The sequence below is a fragment of the Paenibacillus sp. MY03 genome, assembly GCF_002165585.1.
In the GTDB taxonomy this organism is placed as follows: domain Bacteria; phylum Bacillota; class Bacilli; order Paenibacillales; family Paenibacillaceae; genus Pristimantibacillus; species Pristimantibacillus agaridevorans.
This window is the reverse complement of sequence record NZ_MXQD01000049.1, coordinates 1-18,121: the sequence shown is the minus strand read 5'-3', so window position 1 is coordinate 18,121 and position 18,121 is coordinate 1. Positions and strand designations below refer to the sequence as shown.

The following is an 18,121-nucleotide window of genomic DNA, read 5'->3' as shown; positions in this document are numbered from 1 at the left end:
CCGATCCATCGGCGTTTATAACGCCTACAGCCGCTCATTCGCCTGCTTTAAGTCGCATATTATCCTAAACTTTTAACGACAAAAAAGGCTGCCCAAAGGCAGCCCCTCGTAAAAACCTTAAATGCCGTTATAACGGATCGCGTAAACCACTCCGTCTATACCGCCCATATAAATCGTCCCGTTGGCGACGGATGGCGTCGACCACAGCACGCGCTCCGGATACCCCACGGCATCGTACTTGAACAGAATATTGCCGTTGGCGGGATCCATCCCGATGACCCGGCCGCGTTCGGCGACCTGGAAGAGGATGCCGTCGGCATAGACGAGTCCGCTGTTGACCGAATATTGCTGCAGGTCCGAATCGGTAGCGCCAGCCCGCAAATCCTTGATCCAATCGACCGTTCCCGTCGCTGCATCGAATGCGTATAGGATTCGTCCGTGATGCGTCGCATAAAATACATTCGTACCGTCCGTCGCACCGCCGCGCGAAGAGAAGCTTTTCCCTGTGGAGTCAGACCAGGTGACCGCTCCTGTGGCGGGATTAAGTCTGCTGATCTTGCCCGGCATAGGATTGATGACCCAGAGCTGTCCGCCTGCATACAGCGGCTCCACGTCGGCGATGACGAATAACGAATCGTCCGTGTTGGCGTTGCCCCGCCAGTACAAGCTGCCGTCGCTTGCATTAAGCGCATACCACACATGTTTGTCGCGTACGTTGGCATACAGCTTGCCGCCTTCCAGAATTGGCGTCTGGCGCAGCAGCCCTTCGGTCAAGTAGCGCCACATCAGAGTTCCGTCATCCGCATCAAGAGCATAAATGTACAAATCGCCGGAGCCGAAATAAACGACGCCGCCCTCAACAAGCGGATTGGAGATCACGCTGCCGCCTGTCGTGTACGTCCACTCGGGCACTCCGGTGTCCGCATTCAACGCGTATAGCTTCTTGTCATGGGAGCCGATCAAAATAAGGTCGGACTGCGGCGCCGCGCGTTCGTAGACCGCCGGCGATGAGAGGATGTCACCGCCCGTCTGGTACGACCATGCGAGACTGCCGTCGCTGTCGTTGATCGCATATACCTTGCCGTCCTCGGAACCCGCGTATACGCGGCCTTCGTGATACGTCGGCGGCGCTTGAATCATGCCGCCCGTCTTGTACGTCCACTTGGTCGCAACAGCGCCTCCGCCCCACTCGTATTCCTTATACGTTTTCCAAACTTCACCGTTCAAGTCGGTCATTCGTACAGCAACAAAGTGCTTGCCATACGGTATTTCCGGCGAATAGGAGGAGATGTCGATTGTCCCTGTCCACGTTTGGGTGCTCCCCAGCTTGTTCAACGTCGTCCATCCGCCGTAATTGTCAATGTTGGCTTGAACCGATACGATGCCGTCCGGCAAGTCGTTCATTTGAACGGCCACGTTCACGTCTCCGTTCGACAGGGCCGAAGCGGTTGTTATCTCCCACGAAGGTTTGCGCTTATTGCGAATATCTCCCTCGAGATACGCTGTTTCATTGCCCGTTGCCGCGTCTCTGCGCGTAATATAAAACTTGTTGGGCGTGATTTTTACCCGAATATACTCCTGGTACTCCTTCAGTTGACCGATAAACACCCATGGAACGCCGTTCTCCACCGACTCGTCCCAGCGGTGCATATGCCCGCTCAGGTAAGCAACGATGTTATAATTCCGGAATCGATCGAGCAATTCTTGTTTGGCCGTCACGTTGCGCAAAATTTCGAATGGATGATGGGCGAAAAAAATGATCGGCGTCTCCTGGGACACGTTTGCCAGATCCGACGCCACCCAATTCAACAGCTTGGGAGACAGCTTGCCGTCGTTCTCCAACGTTACCGTGGAGTCCAGCAAGACGAAATGCACGCCTCCGTAGTCGAAGGATTGATAGAGCGGTCCAACCTTCTGCTCGTAATCTTTTTTGCCGTTGGAATTCCACCAGCGCACATCGTGGTTGCCCGGCACCTCGTACAGAGGAAATTCAATCAACGCTCTGTCGATCGCATATTGGTCGAATTCGGCCGGGACGCCATGATCGGTCACGTCGCCCGTATTTACGATAAATGCCGGCTGGACGACGGTATTTAGATCATCAATGACGGACAGGAAGTTGTTATGTCCAACAAGCTCGTGAACGTCGCTGATCATCGCGAATTCGAATGCGGTCACATCCCCGTACTCCACTCCGAAATGAAGCAAATCGGTTGCCCTCGTATAGGCCGGCGTAGCCGACACCGCAGAATTGTATACCCTCGCCCGAACCTCCGAAGCGTCGGAGATATAGCTCTCCAGGTGCAACGGATCGGTTACGGTAAAGCGGATCGTCTCCTCTTCTGTCCGCGTCTTCATCGTTTTCTGCACTTGCCAGGATCCGGTATCGAAGTTCCAGAGGGATAAATACATTGGATTCGTTTCGCTTGTACTGCTGTTCATCGTCATCGACACGGTGAGCGAAGTCACCTTGCGCTTATCAACGCCGGTCAACCCCGCTTCGCTTATCCAGGCGATTCGCTTGCTCGCATCGCTTGCGATTACGAGCTTGTTCAAGTCGCGTTGCGCAAGACTCGCCGCGTTGCCGCCGGTCGCGGTGCCGAATTCGACAGTCGCCGCGTCGGGAGAAAACGTCTTGTAGCCGAGGGTCGGCTCATAATAGACGGTAACGTTTAAGTAGTCGGAATGCCGTACGAACGCGCCGGATCCCGAATTGTAGAGACGCACGCGGATATCGTTGTTAGCGGAAACGTAGCGCCCGATCGCGACCGCGTCCGATACCGCCCATCTTGCCGCGGATCCTTCCGGCCGCGCCGGCGTATCGTACACGACCTCCCAGTTGCCGGTCTCGTAGTTCCAGAGCGACAGCCACTGCGTATTAGCTTCGGCGGAATAGTTTCCGTCATATTCGACAACTAACGTCCGGATCTGGTCGGCGGCTTGCTCCAAGGTGAATTGCGTTTGCCAGTCAGCCTTGTTGGCCGCAGAGGACACGGAATAAGCAATGCCGTCCCGATCGGCTAGCTTGGATGCGTCATTGGCCGAGACCGTTCCTTCCGCCAGACGAACGGTGTCCGCATCATAAGAAGCTGCCAGCAGGTTCGCTGCATCACTGTATTCATAGAGGATATTCATATAATCCGAAGAAGCGGTGAAGGATGCGGCGGATGTCAATGTATGCCGAACCCGCACTTCGGATGATGGGGACACGTAAGGGGCGAATGCGGCCTTAACATTGGACGAATAGAGAAGCTCGCTGTCGGTAATGCCGGTTGTCGAACTAGCGACCACATCCCAATTAGACGTGCCGAAGTTCCATAGCAGCGTTTCCCGGGATACTCCGGCTAGCGATGATTTGCCATCGATCGGAATAAAGAGACTTCGAAGCCGGCTTTTCTCCGCTCCAAGCGTCGCCGAGAACGAGTAATCGACTTCGTAGCCCGCGCCGGCAGCACCCGCTTGTATGACGTAATAGTTCTGATCGTTGTTCCGCAAAGACTGATGGCTGCCGCCCGTCACCGTCCCGTCATGCACGGTAATGGCGCCAGGAGCAAGCGATCCCGTCACCAGCGGATTGGCGGCAAGCTCGGCCGCATCCGCAGTCGTCAGCGGCAACACGTACAACATCGCGGCCAATAGGACCGTTGCAAGCGCCGCGGTCCAGCTTTGGCTCCTTCTTCCCAACTTTCGTAGAACGTTCATTGTCATTCATTCCTCCCCGTACCCGTTTCTAATTGGGCTCGATTACCACTCGTATTGCTTCATCTCCTCTGCCGTCTCCGTGTTGTCGAAAGAGGCCTGCGCCTCTTGGAGGCACTCCTCTTCCTTCTCATCGCACCAAAAATGCGTCAAAATAAGCTGGCCGACGCCGGCTGTCCGTGCGGCATAACCGGCTTCCCCCGCCGTCATGTGCGGCAGAGCAACGGCGCCTCTCCGCGCCGTTGTCGCCTCGCATAGCAGCACATCCGCTCCCTTGGCAAATTCGATCAAACCTTCGTGCAGCGTCGTATCGGAGGAATAAACCAGCCTCTTGCCGCCTCCCCAAGAAATTTCCACTGCATAGGTTTCGACAGAATGTATCATACGGGCAAATCGGAAGTGCAGATCGCCGATAGCAAGCCGAGTATTCTCGTTGATCGTACCCGTGTCAAATGCTTCGGGATAATGCAGTTGACCCGCTTCCGCTCCCGGCGAAGCCGGCATATAGACGGGAATAATCCGCTCCATTGCGCCCAGCGCCCGCTTCGTCTCCACGGCATACTTCAATATGCGCAGATCCCCGCAATGATCATCGTGAAGATGCGACACGACGATGCCTTCCAGCCGATCGATCGGACACAATGTCTGCAATCTGCTCATCACGCCGTTGCCGCACTCCAGCAGAACGAAACGTCCGCCATGCTCCAGCAAATACCCGGAGCATGCGCCACCCGGCCTCGGAAACGTGCCGTTGTTCCCCAGAACGGTCAGCTTCATCGCGCGTTCACCACGATGCAGCTCAGCTCCGATTCCGGCAACGCCATTCTCAGCCTGCCGTCGAGCCATTGCCAGGAAACCTCTCCTTCATCGCCTCCCAGCTCCGCCTTCCATAGTTGCAGCCCGCCATCGTCTGCGCTCTCCCCGACAGCTCCGACGCTCGCCGCCTCGACCTCGAAATACCCCGTCGCCTTGCTCAGATTGTCGATCACGTACAGATGTCCGCCGTCCTGCAGGATCCAATGGCTGACCTTAACGGTCTCCGAAGCGCGGATGAACGCGATTCCGTCATCGTCGACATAGACGCCTTGGCGGACGAACGGCTGCAGCTTGCCGCGCAGCTTTACCGCCTGTTCCATAAAGCGGAGCGTGATATCATCCGCGTCCTTGAACTTATCCATCCCGATCCAGAATATCGCCCCTAAGAGCATCGCCCTAGCCGTATCTCTCCGAAGCTGCTCGTACTGCTCGCTGCCGGACAGCCCTCGCCTGGGATTGACCATGTTGATTTGGACATATTCGGGGAAGGTATATTTGTACAAATTAAAAAATTCGTCGTACTTCTCGCCGTTCCAGGTCAAATTCCCCCACACGTGGCTGCCGTAGATGTCGCCGCAATTCTCGATCATGAGAAAGCTGTCCGGGTTCATCTTCCGCATTTCGGGCAGCAGCTTCCTCAATACCCGCAAATAACCGGTATTAAATTCGTCCGGTCGAATGTGGGAATGTCCGGAATCGTAACACGGATACGGGTCGGCGGAGCCCAGTTGATCGAGATAGATGCCGGTTGCGCCGTAGCTGCGCACCATCCATCGCGACATGTCGAGCAAATAATTTTGCCATTCGTCGTGAGAGGGACATAGCGCGACGAAGCGGTTCGGGCCGTATTCTTCGTGCATCATCCCGCCTTCCTGATCCTTGATCGCCCATCGCCGGCCCAGCGTCGGGAAAAAATCCGAATCCACGTCGAAGATTCTGGCATTGATGTAGAACGTGACGAAGCCGTTCTGTTCCTTCACGTAGCTGCAACCTTCGTACAGCTCCCATGGCGTGCCCAGCTCCATGTCGGGCTGAAATTCGGGATAATCCCGGTCGAAGCCCTTGCGGTTCCAGGAAGCGAGCAGCATATGTCTCATATCGAATGCCGACTTGCCTTGATCGTACATCGCGGGAATATCGGCAAACCGCTTGTCGATGTTCTCCTGCCTCTTGAAGTTGTAGCACTGATGAAGAACATATTCATCTTGCAGGAAGGAAGGGTGCTCAGGCATCGCGATATGGCCATCGATCCACTGTCTGTACCGTTTGGCTCCCCAGTGCCAATCGCAATTCGTGAGCGCAAGGCAATATTCGCCGGAATGCCACTTCTCCCCCGTACCGACTTGCGGGAATTTACGGAACGACAGGCCCAGCCATGGCTCCTCGGGTCCTCCTGTCTCGACTCGCAGGCCCGTCAACGGAAACCGCTCGTCATGCGAAGAGAAATACAGGCCTTGCTTCCGGTCGTGCAAATACATCCATGTCATGGAGGCAAGTCCGCAATAATTGATTTCCCGATAATAGCAGTCATCCGAACGGAAGGACTGCGCCCGCCAGAAATTCATGTATTTGTCCGAAGCGTAATGCAGAACGGGATCGCCAATCTTCTCCCCGGCATGATGCGGGTACACGAGTTGGTTCTCGCTTCTGTTCGAGCCTAGCTGCATACCGCCGAGATACGGGAATAACACCTCCGTCACGTCATAGTCCGCATCTTCGTTGCGGAGTTCGAGACTCCAATAACATTCCCCGCTAGCCGGAGCAAGACGAATTCGGACGACCGCGCCGATCGCCGCTTTCCTCCCCGGCACGTTAAGTACGTTGCCACCGCCCCCGTCAAGTTCGTTGCTCACCGCTCCTCCAAGCTCGTTGCCGCCGGCCACGTCCAGTTCCCTGCTCACCGCTCCTCCAAGCTCGCTGCTCCGGATGCCGCCGGGATCGGCTTCGAACGTCAGCTCCAACATCTTGGAGCCGTCCGCTGTAGCTGCGGATTGGCAGGACAACAGCCTTATGCCCTCCAAAGGACCTGCGGGACGCCCGGTTTCTCCGCGTTTTGACGTCCAGAGCGCCAACAAAGGCCGAACCTGTTCGTGCTTGACGCAGTCATCGCCAGTCTCTTTGTTAAGCAGCGATACAATGCCGAGACTGCTTTCATCGAAAGTTACGGCGATATAGTCGTTCTCCAGCTTGTGTTGCATGGCGTCAGTACCCTTCCTTTTCGTAAGTGGCCCATGCTTCGCTGTTATGCGTGCCCGCGCCAGGCATATGATTGCTCTTATAGATGCTCGGCTTCTTCCCTGCCGCTACGAGCAGCTCCACCACTCGCGCTTCGATCGCCCAGAACAAATACGAAGCCGCGATGCCGGAGGAAGGACATAAGCCAATATCCAATTCGTCCACATGGAGCACCGTATCTCCGACATTGGAGCAATTGTCCACGACGATGTCGGCGGCTTCGAACAACCGTTTGCCGCTCTTATGCGCCGAAGTCAGGAAGCTCGAATATTCGACGGCGGTAATCGCAATGACGGTCAGTCCGAGTTCTCTGGCATACAGAGCCATCTCCACGGGCAATACATTGATGCCCGACACCGACCCGATCATCAAAATGTCGCCGGCGAGCATATTGCTTTTGTTTACTATGAATGCGGGCAATCCTTCGATCTCATCCATAAACGCCTTCTTGCGCGTCCGCGTGACGTCCGCTTCGCGGTAACGCGTCGGGTTGGAAACATCGACGGCAATCCGCACCGGACGCACCGCCATCATGCCGCCCGTTCTTCCCACGCCTTCGTACATCAGCATATGGCCGGTGTCCAGCAGATGCCAGATGCCGCCGTTCTCCAGGCTGCCGGCAATCGCGCGCGCGGCTTGATCAATTGCATTTAGTTGCGTGGACTCGATTTTGTCGAGCACGCTCCTCATGTTCTGAAAGTAGGTAAGGGGTAACATCCAATTCCGCCTCTCGATTGAATTCTATATGCCAATTCTCAGGTCAAAGAAAGGTCATCTTTAGACTGCCCAGCAGATCGTCGCTCCAGGGCACGCCGGCAGCGCGATAAGCCAACATCAACGCGCCTGCTGACGGGGGACCGAACGGCGTCCCGATTGTAATGCTTGGACATTCTCTGCGCAATGACGCGGTGAAGGCGGATAATAAAGGATCTCCGAATACCGTCATCCCGCCGGTCAAAACAACCTTGTAACGGGCATCGTCCATATCCAGCCGCTTGATAACGGCCTGCGCCAGCTCGGCCAACTGCTCCCCTGCCTCGAAGATCAGCTTCTTCGCAACGCCGTCGCCTTCGCATGCAGCCTCGCGCACGAGATAGGTCAGACTGCCCGTGTTGTCCGCCGATATGACGGACTTAAGCTGCGCGATATCCGTGACGCCATAATGCCGCTTCAGCTTGTCGCTGATCAACGTGTTCGGTCCTCTGCCTTCATGGGCGAGCGCGGCGGCCCGCAAGGCGCTTGCCGACACAGCATAGCCGCTTCCGGGATCGCCGATGATGGGCCCCCATCCCCCGACTACGAAAATATCGCCATGCTCATTAACGCCCATTGCGAACGAACCGGTGCCCGCAAGCACCGCGATCCCTTCCTTGGCGCCAAGCGCGCCAAACAGCGTGCTATCCATGTCGCTGTCGTATAAGACCGACGCCAAGCCCAGCTCATCCTCCAGCAGCCGCGACAGCTCTTCCCTATGCTTTTTCATCCCGGGGATGCAGCAGGCTGCCTTCGCTATACGGCCCGGGGAAGCCGAAGCCGCCTCCAGCGCGCTGCGGACGGCTGCCGCAACCGCATGCGCCGCCGCTTCGAAGCCGACAAAATTCGGATTCGAGCCGCCGAAGACGGCTCTGCCGAGGCAGCGGCCGCCCCTGTCCGCGACGACCGCCTCCGTCTTCGTACCTCCGCCATCGATGGCAAGGAACAGCATAGACTCGCCAAAATCGTTAACCATCGTCACTTGCCGCCCGACAGTACAGAAGCCGCGTTTTTCTCGACCGCGTCGACTGCCTCCTGCACCGACTTCTGGCCCAGCCACATCAGATCGAATTGCTTGGCAACTTCCGTGTTAAACGCTGCTCCGTGCACCGGCGTCGGGAACGGAACGCTATACGACAGCGCTTCGATCAAATAGCGGTTATCGGGATGCTTCTCCAGGAACGACTTCATATCGACGCCTTGCACCGCAGGCAAGCCCATCCCCGTATCCAGGGCGATCTGCTGGGCTTCCTTCCCGCTCAAAAATTCAAGCACGCGCCACGACAAATCCGGGTTATCGGCCCCCTTCGGAATGACCCATGCATTAACGAAGGATGTGCTGAGCTTCTGCTTCCCTTGCGGCAGCGGACGAATCAAATATTCGACCCCTTCTTTCTCGAACGTAGCCGTATAGGACAAGCCTCCCGCGATCATTGCAACCTTGCCCGCCACAAACGTCGATACGTCGTTGGAGCCGAATTGCTGAGCCTGGCTTTCCGTAGGCGCCGACTTATCGACATGCACGAGATCGTGCAGGAACTGAAGCGCTTCCACGCTCTCCGGCTTGCCCAGCATCGACTGGCCGTCCTGCGTCACGAGCCCGCCGTTATTTTGCATGAGCCAAGACGTATAGCCGTCCGCGTATTTCGGGAAATAAAAGCCCCATTGGCTGTCGCCCGACAACTGCTTCGAGATCGCCCTAAAGTCTTCCCATGTCCAGTCTTCCTTGGGATAGGCCACGCCGGCGTCATCGAACATCTTTTTGTTTAAAAACATGACTTTGCTCGTAATATCCCTCGCTACGGCAAACGGCTTGCCTTCAAATGACAACGCGTTGGAGACGACGGGATACGCGCTTGATAGATATTCGTCCGAAACGTAGCTTTCCAGGGAAAGAATCGCTCCTTTCTCCGCGTATACCGGAATTCTGTCCATAGCCAGCATCATCACCTCAGGCATCTCGCCTCCGCCCGCGATCATCGTCAGAACCTTGTCTGCATAACCTGAGCCGATCTGAATATATTCCATCTCCAGATCCGGATTCAACTCTTCGAACTTGGCCTTCAGTTGCTTGAGCGGCTCCGACTGGGTGAAGTCCCACCACGACAGAACCTCAACTTTGGTTCTTTCCTTCGGGGGCTCGGGCTTCTGCGTCGCCGCACTCTCCTCCGGTCCTGCAGAATTGCTTGGACTCGGCGGGGTATTTCCTCCGTTATTGCCGGAACATGCGGTTACAATCACCATCAATGCCGTCATCAATGCCACTAAGGATAATTTCGTTGCTTTCATGGCCAAAAACCTCCTCGATTGATCAAATGGAATACTTCCGGATCATGCTCAACCCATCTTTTTATATCCTCCAAACCAACAACCCATCCCATAATCCTGTCTGTTCCGTTCGCATCACATCCTCTCAAGCCAGTTCAAGGCCTCTAACGAATAAGTAGCCCAAGCCGATTACTTGCCGCTGAGTCCGGAGGTCAGCATGCTCTTGATGAAGTGGCGCTGGAATACCAAAAAGATGATAATCAGCGGAAGGATCGACATGGAGGCGGCAGCCATCAGCATGCCCCAGTCGTTGTTGGTATTGCTTTGCAAATAGGTGATCCCGACTTGAATCGGCATCTTCCAATAATCGTTCATAACGACTAACGGCCATAAGAAGGAATTCCATTCGCCCACGAACGACAAGATCGCAATGGTTGCCAGTGCCGGCTTCGCATTGGGCAAAATGATTCGACGCCATATGCCGAATCGGCTGCAGCCGTCCATAATCGCGGCTTCGTCCAAATCTCTCGGTATCGCAAGATAATATTGCCGCATAAAAAATATATTAAAAACCAGCGATGCGCCAAATATCGACGGAACGATGAGCGCCTGATATTCGTTAATCCATCCGAGCATTCGCATAAGCGAATAATTCGGAATCAGCGTAATGTGACCAGGCATCATCATCACGCCCAATAAGATCAGAAATACGGCATCCCGCCCTTTGAACCGCAGCCGCGCGAACGAATAAGCGGCAAGCGAGCTCAATGCGATATTGCAAAAAGGCACGATAATAGACAGCATCAACGAATTTAGCAAAAATCGGTAGAACGGCAATACCGTCCATACTTGAACATAATTATCGAACGTGAACGGTCTGGGCAGCAAATCGAACGGATTTCCATTAAAGATCTGGGCGTTCGTCTTAAAGGAGGCCGTAATCGCCCAAACGAACGGGTAAATCATGAGTACGGCAATAGCCGTTAATCCCGCGTAGAGAATGATCCGGGATATCGTTCCACGAAGCTTCATCCACTTGTCTCCTTCCTCTGGTGACTTACATACGAGCGCCTTCGCTTTTTCTTCGATGCCAGAACTGGATCAGCGTTAATACGAACAAGATAAAAAACAGCACCCAGGCCAGCGCGGACGCATAACCCATTCGATAAGACTGGAATGCCTCCGTATAAATGTAGTAGAGCAGCGAATTGGTTGTACCGCCGGGACCGCCTTTCGTCATTGCCAGAATGGCTTCGAAAATATTAAACGATTCGATCATGAGCAGAACAGTGACTATAAATGTCGTGTTTGCCAGCAGCGGCACGGTTATGTATCTCGTCTTCTGCCAAGGGCTGGCTCCGTCTATGGAAGCCGCCTCGTACAACTCGTCCGGAATCGTCTGAAGTCCCGCGAGGTAAAGGATCATGTAATAGCCGCTAATCTGCCAAATGCGCATCAACACAAGCGCGGGCTTCGCCCAAAATGTGCTTTCCAGCCAGCGAGGCGGATTATCGATGCCGATATACGACAATACGGTGTTGATGCTGCCGATATCCGGATTGAAGATCCAGAGCCAAACGACTCCAATCGCAATCGTTGACGTGATGTGAGGCAAGTAATAGGACGCTCTAAAAAATCCCGCCCCTTTTAGCGGCCTGTGGATCAAGATGGCCAGCGTCATGGCGCTTACAATCCCGATCGGCACCATCGTGACTACAAAAAACAACGTATTGCCAAACGTTTGGTAAAACTCTTCGTCGCGCAAAAGCATGCCGTAATTGCTAAATCCCGTCCACTTGGCTGGAGTCAGCAGATCCCAATCCGTCAAGGAAATAAAAAAGGAATACACCAGCGCTCCGTAAGTAAATACCGCAACTCCAGCAAGAACGGGCAGGATGAACAGCCAACCCATTAAAGTTTCATTGTCGCCCCATCGTTGTCTTCGTAACACCTTCGGCCGCTTCGCGCGTTCGGAAGCTGTGTGCTGCATGCAAGCAACCTCTCCTCTCGTAATGAGTCATCATTTTTCTACTTTTGCATATCCGTACGGACGGCAAGACGAACAAATCCATCCGATCGATGCAGAAGCTCTTCCGCCTCCTCCGGCGTTACGTTCGCAAGCAGGCTTACGACGGCCGTCTTAATGCGCCAGTCTGCGCTCTGGAGCGCAAGCTCCGACTCCTCTTGTCCGGCACCGGTTGCTTCCCTGACAATTTGAACGGCGCGTCTCTTCAGCTTCGAGTTGGAGGGCTGCATATCGACCATCATATTGCGATACACGTGGCCCGTACGAATCATGCTGGCCGTACTCAACATGTTCAGAACGATTTTTTGCGCGGTCCCCGCCTTCAAGCGCGTCGAGCCCGCAAGCAGTTCAGGACCCACGATAACCTCGATGGACAGATCGGAAAGCTTTCCCATGACCGTCTCCTGGTTGCAAGAAACCGAGATTGTCGCAGCTCCCAAGCCGGCTGCATATTTCAAAGCGCCTATGCAATAAGGCGTGCTCCCGCTTGCGCTCAAAGCTACGACACAGTCGTTGCTTGTCAATTCGAGGGCGAGCAACTCGCGAGCTGCCGCTTCTTCGTCGTCCTCCGCTCCTTCAATCGGTGCAAGAAATGCCTCCGGACCGCCTGCAAGCAGGAACGATACCTGCTCGGGAGAAGTGCCGAATGTCGGGGGACATTCTAGCGCATCAATAGCAGCCAGCCTGCCGCTTGTACCTGCGCCGACATAAATTAATCTGCCGCCTATGCGGAATCGGTCGACGATAATGTCTACTGCCTGCGCAATGTCTGGAAGCGCCTTCTTAAGCGCCGGCATGATGGCATGATCTTCGTCATTCATTAGTTGCAGAATCTCCAAGCTATTCATGGCATCCATGTCCGAAGAACGGTCATTTATCTGTTCGGACACCTCTGATTTAGAATGTCGCTCTCCCATCTTTTCTTCTCTCCCTCTCTTAATCCGCGATGCGGATTTGAGTCTATTTCATCATACTCCATATGAATCTATACATCCATATGTATAGACCACTTTAACGATAACTTCATATTGTGCGGAAGCGCCAGGCATAAAGCGCGGGCTTCCGCCGCAAGCCGTCTTTCGATTGTAAATCTTGAACCGCGATTCTCTTGGTCATGCCTCAACTCCTCCTGTAGCGCCTGCGGTTGCAAGTTATCTTTGATCTATCTCGCCAGCTCCGAATGGAATTTGTAACGGTCGCCCGGATAAACGGATTTAACATATTCGAAGGGATGGCCGTCGCCGTCGAATGTAACTCGCTTAATTAACATCATAGGAATGTCCGCTCTCACCTGAAGCAGATTTATTTCGCGCGCCGTCGGCATCCCGACCTCGATAGTCTGACTTGCTCTCGCAGGAGAAACGCCATATCGCTCGGACAACAAACGGTATAACGACACGCCTTCGAATGATTCGTGCGCCAATTCCGGGAAGCGATCCACTGGAAGATGGGTCGTCTCCAGCGCCATCGGTTTCTCGTCAGCAAGCCGGACACGGGTAAGAATGACCGTCTTCGTATTTTCTTCGAGTCCTAGAACTTGCCGAACGTTTGACGGAGGCGTCGTCACATCCACATCGACAACATATGCCCCTGGCTTCAATCCTCGGCTAACCATGTCTTCGCTAAAGCTCGTTAATTTGTACAAGCCTTGATCGATTTTGGGCTGGGCTACAAAGGTTCCTCTGCCTTGCTCCCTGATCAGCTTCCCTTCGTTGACCAATTCCAGGAGCGCTTGCCTGACCGTCATTCGGCTGATACTGAACATCTCGCTCAGCTCCCGCTCGGACAATATGCTGTCTCCGGGCTTTAACTCCTCTCTTTCGATTTGTTCGATCATATGCTGCTTCAATTGAAAGTAAAGCGGTATGGGAATGTTCTTGTTGAGCTGATACTTCATAATCAATAACCAACTTTCTTTTTTTGCTAATTTGTAAAGACGTATAGACCACTTAACATTAATACATATTCGCTCTCCTTTTACAAATTCCTTTTTAGATTTAAAAATATTTTTTGTAGCTTTTAGCACGGTGAAACGCCTGACGGATCCCCCCCTTTTCGGACGCTATTGTTTCGGCGAAACTTATATAGAATGTGGGAGCAAACACATTTACACTAATCAGAGTTACTTTCCGGTCCATCGGCGTTTTTAACGCCTACAACGGCTCGCTCGCCTACTTTTTGAAGCCATAAGCGTTACTAACGCCTATGGGCGCTAATCAGAGTTACTTTACGATCCAACGGCGTTTTTAACGCCTACAACTGCTCGTTCGCCTACTTTTCTTAGCCATAAGCGTTACTAACGCCTATGGGCGCTAATCAGAGTTACTTTACGGTCCATAGGCGTTTTTAACGCCTACAACTGCTCGTTCGACTACTTTTCTTAGCCATAAGCGTTACTAACGCCTATGGGCGCTAATCAGAGTTACTTTACGATCCATCGGCGTTTTTAACGCCTACAGCGGCTCATTCGCCTACTTTTTGGAGCCATAAGCGTTACTAACGCCTATGGACGCTAATCAGAGTTACTTTCCGGTCCATCGGCGTTTTTAACGCCTACAACGGCTCGCTCGCCTACTTTTTAGAGCCATAGGCGTTAGTAACGCCTATGACTGCTAATCAGAGTTACCTTCCGGTCCATCCGCGTTTTTAACGCCTACATCCGCTCTCATTATTCACAGTCCGGTATGTCGCATAATTTGCTAAACGGCAAAAAAAAGCAACAGCGCCGGTCCAGCGCTGCTGCCTTCCATTTGATTATTCGCCGCCCATAAATACGTAACGGCAAATGATCAGTACCGCGAGTATCCACATGAGCCAATGTACTTTGTATTTGCCTTTGCCAGCTATATTGGCAACCGATGCGAGCAAGACGTAGGATACGATACCGAAGGAGATGCCGTTCGCGATGCTGTAAGTGAAAGGCATCATCGCAAGCGTCAGGAATGCCGGAATCGCATAGACCATATCGGAGAAGTCGATCTCTTTAACGGATTGCATCATCAGCACGCCGACGATAATCAGTGCCGCCGCAGTCGCCGTTCCAGGCACGAGCGCTACGAGCGGCGAGAGGAAGATCGCCAGCAGGAAGCAGATGCCCGTCGTTACCGCCGTCAAGCCGGAACGTCCGCCTTGCGCGATGCCCGCGGAGCTCTCGACGAAAGCCGTTACCGTGCTCGTTCCAAGGACAGCGCCGCCGCCAACGCCGATCGCGTCGACCATCATCGCTTTGCCCACAACTTTTTTCCCTTTTTCGGGGTCCTTCATGACGCCGGCGCGGTTAGCCGTGCCGACAAGCGTACCGAACGTATCGAACAGCTCGACGAACGTGAAGGTCAGAATAACTGTAATCAAGCCCACTTCCATAACGCCCGCGAAGTCGAAATGCCATACGTTCATCGTGGAGAAGTCAGGAATCCAGGTTTTTCCTTCAAGCGCTTCGCTAATATTAACATGACCGGAAATCAGCGCGATAACCGTTGTACCCAGGATGCCGAAAAGAATAGCTCCCGGCACGCGCAGGACCATCAGAATCGCGATCAGAGCGATTGCAATGACGGTAAACACCACATTTTCATTGTGGAAGCTTCCGAGGGAGATAAGCGTACCCCCGTCCTCGAAGGCGATAATCGTCATCAGGCCGCTGTTCTTAAGACCGATTACGGCGATAAACAAGCCAATGCCGACCGTAATCGCGTGCTTCAGGCTGTCCGGCACGGCGGTAATGAGCATCTGGCGGATCTGCGTGACCGTCAGGATAATAAAGATAATACCTGAGATAAATACCGCCGTAAGACCCATGGCCGGGGATATCGGAGTGTCCGTTGCGGCCGAAGCGAGAATAACCGATGCAAAGTATGCGTTAAGCCCCATGCCCGGCGCGAGAGCAACCGGGAAGTTCACGAACAACCCCATCGCGATCGTGAAGATACCTGCTGCCAGTGCCGTAGCCAGGAAGACAGCCGTCCAATCCAGACCCGTCGGCGACAAGATTGCCGGGTTGACGGCCAGTATGTAAGCCATCGTCATGAAAGTCGTCAGTCCCGCCATGACTTCAGTTCTGACATTTGTTCCCAGTTCCTTCAAACGAAAGAAACGTTCCATTTTGAATAACCCTCCCAAAATTGTGTTGGAACAAACAAAGAAGCCTAGTAAAAAATGCATAATGGCATTTCTTCTAGGCTCTGCAAAAAGGGAAGAAAACATTCGCCGGACCGCAGCGAACTTGCTTTCTTCACCCTTTTCGTAGCCTGATCATTTACGGTGACCGAGTAGAGACTCTCAAGCCGATTCTTGAGATTATACGAAAAGTTCCTATGCGGTTGTTGTCTTCCGACTTTAATTCTAATGAGAGAGCAAACGTTTTGTCAACATTTTTCACGAATATTCGACTCGAAATTTATTCCATTATTCGTAAATGGAACGTTTTCATTTAAATTCCAGTTGCCAATTGATCGGAACTGCCTACTCGATGATCAAAGGCAGCCCTACGGCGACCAAAATGATGAGAACAACAATGATCCACACGACCGGTCTTGCCATATTCATCGTCCATCCGATGCCGAACCGCTTTTCCACAAACAGCGCCGGGTCATTCGGGTTAAAATAGATAACTCCCAGCTTCCAATGGCGATCGTGATCTGCGGCCGACGCAACCGTTGTTTGCGGGTTGCCTCCGCTCTCCGACTTGAGCCGGCTTCCGCCTTGTCCCGTTTTGACGGACAGCGCTATGGAGGATACCACCATCAGTCCCACCACCAAGATCGTGGCTAACGCAGAAACATTGCCGGACCAGTCGAGCAACATCCCCACAGGTATCATGCCGATGGCTGCCATAATCATAAAACCGAAGATGATCAAATAAGCGGACCAGATTCGGCGGAACCTCAGGTTGCGATGCAGCGATCCTTCCGGATCGGATGCTTCCGCGACTTGTTTGCTGCGCCCGATGACGACATTCGTAAAGACGAAAACAATCAGAAGGAAGGCTTGCACGAATACGGGCCAAAGGACGGAAGTGTAGCTTTTTGCCACGCTGCGCGTCACTTCTCCGTTAAAATCGTATTTCATCGGCATGAGCTCCGGGAACCGGTCGTAACCGAGCACGCAGACGAGTATCGTCCCCATAATAAGCAGCAAATGCGGGATAAACCAGTAATGAGGCTGGGTAAGCTTTTCCGTGCGGAAGGCCGTGCTGACCATAATGCGCTGAGGCGCGTCTTTAAGCCATTGCTCTTTTTCTTTGATGGCCTTTACGGCTCGATGAATCTTGTAATAGATGCCAAAGGAAACGATTATATACAATACGGTATGGGCGGCGAGCGCGATTCCCCAGGCGTTGTCGCTGGAGATCCGGAACGTAATAATCATCAGCGAAGCCGTCAGCAACGCGCCGAGCCCCCCGTTCCACCACAAGTAGCTTTTGCGCAGCGCTCTGATGTCCGGGTGGTTCTGCCCTTCCTCCGGAATCGTCACGCCGAAGCTTTCGATCCTCCTCGTCAGCAGCGGAATGACGGTTGTCGTCAGCACGACGGGAATCATAATTACAAGTACCAGCAGCAACATCCAATTATTAGCCATTCGTATTCTCCTCTCTTCTCATGTCTTCGAACACTTCGTGGCATAATGCGCCGAACTGCTCCTTCGTCAATCCCCGACAGATCGCATCCGCGATCAGCGGCTTCAGTTGTTCATTCAGTCGTTGATGGTAAGATTCGTCGGCGGGGGGCATCGTGTCCGGATGTACGACGACGCCTTGCTTCCGGTTAATCTGCACGTACCCCTCCTGCTTCAAAATTTGGTACGCCTTGTTCACGGTGTGAAGGTTGATGCCCAAATCCGACGCGAGACTTCGAACCGATGGCAGCGGCTCGCCGGGACGCAGCCGTTTCCTTGCAATGCCCTCCACAATGGCATTAACGAGCTGCGTATACAACGGCACCTCCGATTGCAGATCGATTTCCAATAGCAATGGCTTCACCTCCGAAAATATATCGATTAGTTGTTATATATCAACTATAACAGTTGACACTATAAGACGCAATAGGCAAATGAAATACGCAGACTGTGGGGCCAAAGATGACCAACATATATGCAGCCTATTGACAGCTCGAACAAATAAACGGAATTCCTCCCTCTATTGCTGAAGTCTGCTGTCTTGAAGACGAAATAAAGTGAAAAGTGCCCTATATTCCAAGATATTTTAGGCTCTGCACGTGATAGGCCATGGATTAGATGGAGAAATTCCCCTTATTGTCGCAGAACCAGGTTCCGACGCCAGAATAGAGGGACTTTTTCCACTAGCGTTGCATTAATGTTCCCATGCTC

At 53.4% G+C, this 18,121-nt stretch carries 13 protein-coding genes and 1 riboswitch; all 13 genes read right to left on the bottom strand.

The features are described from left to right. Window positions 1-117 precede the first annotated feature (117 nt). A complete protein-coding gene (locus B1748_RS28785; RefSeq protein WP_179215885.1) occupies window positions 118-3,702 on the bottom strand; it encodes an outer membrane protein assembly factor BamB family protein in 3,585 nt (1,194 codons plus the stop codon). A 42-nt stretch (window positions 3,703-3,744) separates the two neighbouring features. Then, window positions 3,745-4,545: an MBL fold metallo-hydrolase gene (locus B1748_RS28780; protein ID WP_087571498.1), complete on the bottom strand. Its 801-nt coding sequence runs from the start codon at window positions 4,543-4,545 to the stop codon at window positions 3,745-3,747. Continuing rightward, window positions 4,473-6,713: a DUF6259 domain-containing protein gene (locus B1748_RS28775; protein WP_087571412.1), complete on the bottom strand. Its 2,241-nt coding sequence runs from the start codon at window positions 6,711-6,713 to the stop codon at window positions 4,473-4,475. Before B1748_RS28775 ends, B1748_RS28780 begins: the two co-directional genes overlap by 73 nt. 4 nt (window positions 6,714-6,717) lie before the next feature. Continuing rightward, complete coding sequence (locus tag B1748_RS28770) at window positions 6,718-7,467, bottom strand: sugar isomerase domain-containing protein (RefSeq protein ID WP_087571411.1); 750 nt, start codon at window positions 7,465-7,467, stop codon at window positions 6,718-6,720. A 43-nt stretch (window positions 7,468-7,510) separates the two neighbouring features. Continuing rightward, entirely contained in the window at window positions 7,511-8,479 is a 969-nt protein-coding gene (locus B1748_RS28765; protein WP_087571410.1) for an N-acetylglucosamine kinase, read from the bottom strand. Window positions 8,480-8,481: 2 nt separating this feature from the next. Beyond that, the gene (locus B1748_RS28760; RefSeq protein ID WP_087571409.1) at window positions 8,482-9,792 is read right to left on the bottom strand and encodes an ABC transporter substrate-binding protein; all 1,311 of its coding nucleotides are present in this window, start codon (window positions 9,790-9,792) and stop codon (window positions 8,482-8,484) included. A gap of 168 nt (window positions 9,793-9,960) precedes the next feature. Continuing rightward, window positions 9,961-10,803, bottom strand: coding sequence for a carbohydrate ABC transporter permease (locus tag B1748_RS28755; RefSeq protein WP_087571408.1), 843 nt, complete (start codon window positions 10,801-10,803; stop codon window positions 9,961-9,963). A 25-nt stretch (window positions 10,804-10,828) separates the two neighbouring features. Next, entirely contained in the window at window positions 10,829-11,761 is a 933-nt protein-coding gene (locus tag B1748_RS28750; RefSeq protein ID WP_087571407.1) for a carbohydrate ABC transporter permease, read from the bottom strand. 38 nt (window positions 11,762-11,799) lie between these two features. Further along, window positions 11,800-12,714, bottom strand: a complete 915-nt coding sequence (gene murQ, locus B1748_RS28745; protein WP_087571406.1) for an N-acetylmuramic acid 6-phosphate etherase — start codon at window positions 12,712-12,714, stop codon at window positions 11,800-11,802. A gap of 245 nt (window positions 12,715-12,959) precedes the next feature. Further along, window positions 12,960-13,694 carry a GntR family transcriptional regulator gene (locus tag B1748_RS28740; protein ID WP_256976015.1) on the bottom strand — a complete coding sequence of 245 codons (735 nt, stop codon included), beginning with the start codon at window positions 13,692-13,694 and terminating at the stop codon, window positions 12,960-12,962. Between the two features lie 857 nt (window positions 13,695-14,551). Next, window positions 14,552-15,898, bottom strand: coding sequence for an NCS2 family permease (locus B1748_RS28735; RefSeq protein ID WP_087571404.1), 1,347 nt, complete (start codon window positions 15,896-15,898; stop codon window positions 14,552-14,554). Between the two features lie 122 nt (window positions 15,899-16,020). Beyond that, a riboswitch (purine riboswitch) is annotated at window positions 16,021-16,121 on the bottom strand. 137 nt (window positions 16,122-16,258) lie between these two features. Beyond that, window positions 16,259-17,374, bottom strand: a complete 1,116-nt coding sequence (locus tag B1748_RS28730; protein WP_087571403.1) for a DUF1648 domain-containing protein — start codon at window positions 17,372-17,374, stop codon at window positions 16,259-16,261. Beyond that, window positions 17,367-17,765, bottom strand: a complete 399-nt coding sequence (locus B1748_RS28725) for a GntR family transcriptional regulator (protein ID WP_087571402.1) — start codon at window positions 17,763-17,765, stop codon at window positions 17,367-17,369. Before B1748_RS28725 ends, B1748_RS28730 begins: the two co-directional genes overlap by 8 nt. Window positions 17,766-18,121: the final 356 nt, after the last annotated feature.

Coding starts and splice junctions, on each gene's coding strand:
- B1748_RS28755 (WP_087571408.1), bottom strand. CDS start 10,803: ATGAAGCTTCGTGGAACGATATCCCGGATCATTCTCTACGCGGGATTA.
- B1748_RS28775 (WP_087571412.1), bottom strand. CDS start 6,713: ATGCAACACAAGCTGGAGAACGACTATATCGCCGTAACTTTCGATGAA.
- murQ (WP_087571406.1), bottom strand. CDS start 12,714: ATGGGAGAGCGACATTCTAAATCAGAGGTGTCCGAACAGATAAATGAC.
- B1748_RS28765 (WP_087571410.1), bottom strand. CDS start 8,479: ATGGTTAACGATTTTGGCGAGTCTATGCTGTTCCTTGCCATCGATGGC.
- B1748_RS28740 (WP_256976015.1), bottom strand. CDS start 13,694: ATGAAGTATCAGCTCAACAAGAACATTCCCATACCGCTTTACTTTCAA.
- B1748_RS28780 (WP_087571498.1), bottom strand. CDS start 4,545: ATGGCTCGACGGCAGGCTGAGAATGGCGTTGCCGGAATCGGAGCTGAG.
- B1748_RS28760 (WP_087571409.1), bottom strand. CDS start 9,792: ATGAAAGCAACGAAATTATCCTTAGTGGCATTGATGACGGCATTGATG.
- B1748_RS28750 (WP_087571407.1), bottom strand. CDS start 11,761: ATGCAGCACACAGCTTCCGAACGCGCGAAGCGGCCGAAGGTGTTACGA.
- B1748_RS28735 (WP_087571404.1), bottom strand. CDS start 15,898: ATGGAACGTTTCTTTCGTTTGAAGGAACTGGGAACAAATGTCAGAACT.
- B1748_RS28730 (WP_087571403.1), bottom strand. CDS start 17,374: ATGGCTAATAATTGGATGTTGCTGCTGGTACTTGTAATTATGATTCCC.
- B1748_RS28785 (WP_179215885.1), bottom strand. CDS start 3,702: ATGAACGTTCTACGAAAGTTGGGAAGAAGGAGCCAAAGCTGGACCGCG.
- B1748_RS28770 (WP_087571411.1), bottom strand. CDS start 7,467: ATGTTACCCCTTACCTACTTTCAGAACATGAGGAGCGTGCTCGACAAA.